The sequence below is a fragment of the Allobosea rubneri genome (assembly GCF_032464875.1).
GTDB lineage: Bacteria > Pseudomonadota > Alphaproteobacteria > Rhizobiales > Beijerinckiaceae > Allobosea > Allobosea rubneri.
The window spans coordinates 1-4,877 of sequence record NZ_JAWDID010000104.1 but is presented as its reverse complement, the minus strand read 5'-3'; the positions used below and the strand labels follow the sequence as shown (position 1 = coordinate 4,877).

The 4,877-nt window shown below is 64.9% G+C and carries 6 protein-coding genes and 1 pseudogene; 1 reads left to right on the top strand and 6 read right to left on the bottom strand.

The window, feature by feature from the left end:
- From RKE40_RS29245 to RKE40_RS29220, 6 genes and pseudogenes are all read right to left on the bottom strand, one after another.
- A pseudogene (locus tag RKE40_RS29245) lies at nt 1–1,054 on the bottom strand (IS3 family transposase); the annotation flags it as partial.
- Nucleotides 1,055–1,114: 60 nt separating this feature from the next.
- Nucleotides 1,115–1,705 (bottom strand): transglutaminase-like domain-containing protein, encoded by a 591-nt coding sequence (locus tag RKE40_RS29240; protein ID WP_316021673.1) that lies wholly within the window; start codon nt 1,703–1,705, stop codon nt 1,115–1,117.
- A gap of 115 nt (nt 1,706–1,820) precedes the next feature.
- Complete coding sequence (locus RKE40_RS29235) at nt 1,821–2,153, bottom strand: hypothetical protein (RefSeq protein WP_316021672.1); 333 nt, start codon at nt 2,151–2,153, stop codon at nt 1,821–1,823.
- Nucleotides 2,147–2,359, bottom strand: coding sequence for a hypothetical protein (locus tag RKE40_RS29230; RefSeq protein WP_316021671.1), 213 nt, complete (start codon nt 2,357–2,359; stop codon nt 2,147–2,149). The genes RKE40_RS29235 and RKE40_RS29230 overlap by 7 nt, the downstream gene beginning before the upstream one ends.
- On the bottom strand, nt 2,356–2,691 hold the full coding sequence (locus RKE40_RS29225) for an MFS transporter (protein ID WP_316021670.1): 336 nt from the start codon (nt 2,689–2,691) through the stop codon (nt 2,356–2,358). The genes RKE40_RS29230 and RKE40_RS29225 overlap by 4 nt, the downstream gene beginning before the upstream one ends.
- 45 nt (nt 2,692–2,736) lie before the next feature.
- Nucleotides 2,737–3,426, bottom strand: coding sequence for a Crp/Fnr family transcriptional regulator (locus RKE40_RS29220; RefSeq protein ID WP_316021669.1), 690 nt, complete (start codon nt 3,424–3,426; stop codon nt 2,737–2,739).
- A gap of 244 nt (nt 3,427–3,670) precedes the next feature.
- Here RKE40_RS29220 and RKE40_RS29215 point away from each other — a divergent pair, with 244 nt between their 5' ends.
- On the top strand, nt 3,671–4,678 hold the full coding sequence (locus RKE40_RS29215; RefSeq protein WP_316021668.1) for a hypothetical protein: 1,008 nt from the start codon (nt 3,671–3,673) through the stop codon (nt 4,676–4,678).
- The last annotated feature ends 199 nt before the right edge of the window (nt 4,679–4,877 follow it).

The following is a 4,877-nucleotide window of genomic DNA, read 5'->3' as shown; positions in this document are numbered from 1 at the left end:
CGGGCGCACGGTGTTGAAGTGGCGTCGCCAGCTTTCGATGACGATCCGGGCTTCGGCCAAGGTGTAGAAGATCTCGCCGTCGAGAAGTTCGTCGCGGAGCCTGGCATTGAACGACTCGATGAAGCCGCTTTCCCAAGGGCTGCCGGGCGCGATGTAGGCCGTCTTCGCGCCAACCGCACCGATCCAGGCCTGCACGGCCTTGGCGACGAACTCCGGCCATTATCTGAGCGAATGTGCGTTGGCACGCCGCGCAGGATGAACAGATCCGAGAGCACGTCGATGACGTCGATCGACTTCAGCCGCCGATCGATGCGGATTGCTAGGCACTCGTGGGTGAACTCGTCGATGATGTTCGGCATCCGGTATTTTCTCCCATCATGGGTCCGGTCCTCGACAAAGTCGTAGGACCAGACATGGTTGGGCCGCTCGGCGCGCAGGCGGATGCAGGATCCGTCCGCGAGCCAGAGACGGCCGCGTTTGGGTTGTCGGGCTGGAACCTTCAGCCCCTCGCGTCGCCAGATCCGCTCGACTTGGCTGTCGTTGACGACCCAGCCTGCCGTCGAACGCAGCAGCGCGGCAATCTTGCGATAGCCGTAGCGCCCATAGCGGCGGGCCAGTTCGACGAGGTCGGCGACGAGCTGCTCCTCATCGTCTCGGCCGCGCGGGATCCGGCGCTGGGTCGAGCGGTGCTGCCCGAGCACGCGGCAGACCCGCCGCTCCGATAGCTTCAGAGCGAGCCGGACATGGTCGATGCAGGCACGGCGACGCGCGGGGCTTACCAGTTTCCCGACGCCGCCTCCTTCAGGATCAGCTTGTCGAGCGTCAGGTCCGCGACGGCGCGGCGGAGCCGGGCGTTCTCCGCCTCGAGCTCCTTCATCCGTCTCACCTGATCCGTCTTCAGGCCACCGAACTCACGGCGCCAGCGGTAGTAACTCACCTCCGTCACGCCGATCGAGCGGATCGCGTCGGCAACGGATTGCCCCTGCGAGACCAGTACATCGACCTGCCGCAGCTTCGCGACGATCTCTTCGGGCTTGTGGCGCTTCTTCGGCATGGCGGTCCTCCTGTCTGCCAAAAGACATACTTCAGGGTGGACCAATTCAACGGGGGTGGATCAGTAGCGCGCCGGGATATTCATCGCCCGGCAGAACGCGATGGCGCGATGGGCGTAATCCCGGCAGACGCCGCGGCCTTCACGATATGCGTCGGTCGCCGTGCGGGTAACGCTGGCATCGTTGTAATTGAAGGCGATGCGCTGGTTGACGAAATCGCAGATCGCCTGGACCCGCGCCGCACCGGGCCGGGTTTTGCCGAAGAGCTGCCAGGCGAGATCGAGCAGGCGATCACTGTCGCAGAACCTACTCGCCAGCAGGAACACGAGACTTTCCTCCGGCAACTGTTCAACGGGAACTTGGCCGGCATTGAGGTCATGGCTTTCGGGCAGGCCGCTATCGGAGATGATTGCGTCTGCGGTGATCCGCATTAGCCCCTGTGGTGCCAGCAGGCGAGTGCACCAGTTGCCGAAGCTGTCCCGGTAGGCACTGACGGGAACGAAGGCTTGATGCGGATATGATCGGGTTCGGCAAGGTCCGATACCCGGCTGAAATGCACGTTCAGCATCAGGATGACGGGTGTCGGTTGCGGGAAATCGTAGTCGAGCTCGTAGCCGATCCTGAGTTTCACACGATGCCTTCTGCGCGATCATTGCGCGCGATCGTTGGTGGCCCGTTGACCAAGCAGACCATCATGCATGTTCTCGGCTACGGCGATATAGGCTGCGCTTGATCTTAGATGAGGGGCCGCTTCGACCACGTCCGCTTTCAGGCAGCCTCGCAATGCCCGCTTCTGGCGCGGCACTGCCTGGAGCAATTGCCCAAGGCCGTCTCCATCAGCGCCAGTCCCGCGTTGGCGATGGAGTCGTCCGACGTGAAGCCGAACGCATCTTGCAAACGCAGCGCTACGACCTGCTGCACGATGCTGTACGCGGATACGGAAACGAGCGTGATCGCGAAGAACGGCCAGATGCGCGAGAGCTTCAGGTCGGCGGTCGGGAAGACAGCCTCCAGATTGCTCCGTTGCGGCTCCGGGGCGAGCAGGGCCACGCTCACGAGCGCCAGCCCGGCGAGTCGCGCAACCCGCAGGAAGGTCAGCACCGCATCGCGGCCTCCGATGCCAAAGCCGAACCGATGATCGCGCTGAACCCGTAGGCCGCGCCGTGGATCCCCATACCGCCGGCGCGTGCCTCTGGCGCCGTGATTTCTGCGACATAGGCTTGGGATGCGGGGAGGAGGCCCGCGGAAACCAAAGTCTGCGCCGATCGCGCCGCGAGGAAGAGACCGAGTGCGAGAGCGGCGCTCATGGTCGCGCCCAGTCGACGCCCGACGATGAAGCCAAACGCCAAGGGGCGTGCATCGCGCCGGCGAGCGCAATTACGAGCACGGGGCGACGTCCGATCCGCTCGGTCAGGTATCCCCAGGTCGGCGCCGCGATCATCAGCAAGAGGGCGGAGACGGAGAGGATCGCGCCCGTCTGGATGTCCGTGAAGCCGAGACGGCGCCCGAGCGGAGGCAGCACCACGACCAGAAAGGACTGGCCCGCCGCTTTGGCCATGAGGGCGAGGAACAAAGCGAGCGACGCCAGGCTGTGTTGGGATGGTGGCATGATATCATCGAAACTGGATGGCCAGGGCAACCGCGGCGTTCCGCCGACCGCCGGCGCCCCGGGCGGGGCGCGTGATCAATCGGTCCCGTCCCCCTCGGCGAAGCGGCGGAGCGCTCCCGGATCGGTGATGGTGATGGAGCGGTAGGTGTTGCTCAGCCACCCGGCCTCGGCGAAGCGCTTGATGGCGGCGTTGACCCGCTTGCGCGAGGCGTTCGCCATGACACCGACCTCGCTCTGGGTCAGCGGGATCGGTGCCTCTCCGATCCAGGTCGTGCGCTGAAGCACCGAGGCGATCCGCCGGTCGGCCTCGCGCTTTTGCAGATCGTGGATCACGCGGAACAGGAACTCGACAGTCATCATCAGCAAGAGCGCGACATGGTGCACCACCGCCGGATCGCGGGCGGCCATCTGATCCATAGCGTCGAGGGGAAGATGCAGCATCGTCGTTTCGACGACGGCCCTAAGTTCGGCCTTCCGCGGCTTCCGCGTGAGAAAGCAGCCTTCGCCGGTCCAATAACCTGGAACCCCCAGAAGGTTCAGGCGCGGCGTCGCGTCGGCCGGGGCGAGGCTAACGCTGACGATGCCCGCCACGAGCCCATAGACCCCGCCCGGCGGATCGCCGAGATGGAACACCGGCTCGCCCGGAGCGAAGTGCAGCAACATCGAACGCCGCAACACCTCGGTCCGGAACGCCTCCGGCACCAGCGGCAGCCAACCGCGTTCGCCCATGACCTTTTCGGCGTAAGCCTTGCTGACGCGCTCCATGAAAAAGCCTCGACTTTGTCCGATTTCGGACAATTACCGCTTTCGCCGCGCTTATACTAGCGGTCGTAGCGCCGCCGCCTCCTTGTTCCCGGTCTCACCGAGGACGGATGGCGTTCGACAACAGGCGCGCGACGAGACGGTATTCGGAGGCGCTGAATTGGCCCGTGGCTGTGGGCGGAAAGACGATGCACGCCACCATGAGGGCGTGATCGCGCAGAAAAGAACCTCGCATGATCGATCGGGAATGACCACTTCCGACTCGGCTCCGCGGAGCCGCGCCCGCAAGGTCATGAAGTGGGCGCTCGCCACAGCGGCTATCCTGGCCGCTGGCCTTCCGGTCGAGGCCGCAGATTTGCCACCCGCCGCGAAGGGGCCACCCTCGTTCGCCCTGGCGACCGGTCCGACGTTCTCCTTCACAGGCTATGGCTGGGCCTCGGCGCTGCACGGGCGTGCTTCGACTCTGCCGCCGCTGCCCGCAGCCAAGGTCGATCTCAGCTTCGGGGACATCCTGAAGGACCTCAATGGGGGGGTGATGGGCGTCGCCGAGATGCGGATCGGCAACTGGGGCTTCATCGTCGACGCCATGCTCACCCAGGTGACGTCGGATGGGACGCTGCCGGGGCCGTACTTCTCCAATGTGAAACTGCGCTCGCAGACGCTCACGCTGCGAGCCTCCGTCCTGTATCGGCTCTATAGCGACACCACCTTCGACGTCGATCTCGGTGCGGGGCTGCGCTTCTGGAACCTCGACAGCCGCCTGAAGATCGGCCCGGGCGCGCTCAACCTCGCTATCGTGCATTCCGAAGCGGGGAACTGGCTCGATCCGGTGGTGGCCGCCCGGTTGATCACTCGGCTCGGCGGGCCATGGAGCCTGACCCTGATCGGAGATGTCGGGGGCTTCGACGCGGGTTCGCGGCTGACCTGGCAGGCACTGGGGACGGTGAACTACCGCTGGAGCGAGAACTGGATGCTCCACGCCGGCTATCGACCCTGCATGTCGACTACCGCAGCGGCCGCTTCTTCTACGATACGACCATGCACGGCCCGATCCTGGCCACGACTCCTGCGGCAGATCCGATCCACAACTACGTCAACTCCTTCTGAGCCGTCCGTGCCCTCGCCGGGAGAACATCGTCATGACAAGCTCCTCCTCCTTCATCAACAGACGGGCCCTTCTCGCATCGCTCGCGAGCATCGGCGCGGGCGCTTCGCTCGGCTCGACCGCAAGCCCTTCGGCCGCCCGGGCGGCTGAAGCCGAGACGCTGCGCGCGATCGCAAAGGAGGCGACGATCTGGGGCTTCCCGCTCGTCGATAATTACCGCATCTGTCCGTCGTCAGATGATTTGAGGCTGTTTCGATGTCTCAGGAACGGAGGCTCTGGCTCATCTGGGTTTGAGGTTATGCGGCCTTCAGCTGATGCTGCAAGCGTCTCTGCTGGATGGTCTGGCGCT

Coding starts and splice junctions, on each gene's coding strand:
- RKE40_RS29240 (WP_316021673.1), bottom strand. CDS start 1,705: ATGATCGCGCAGAAGGCATCGTGTGAAACTCAGGATCGGCTACGAGCT.
- RKE40_RS29230 (WP_316021671.1), bottom strand. CDS start 2,359: ATGAGCGCCGCTCTCGCACTCGGTCTCTTCCTCGCGGCGCGATCGGCG.
- RKE40_RS29220 (WP_316021669.1), bottom strand. CDS start 3,426: ATGGAGCGCGTCAGCAAGGCTTACGCCGAAAAGGTCATGGGCGAACGC.
- RKE40_RS29215 (WP_316021668.1), top strand. CDS start 3,671: ATGACCACTTCCGACTCGGCTCCGCGGAGCCGCGCCCGCAAGGTCATG.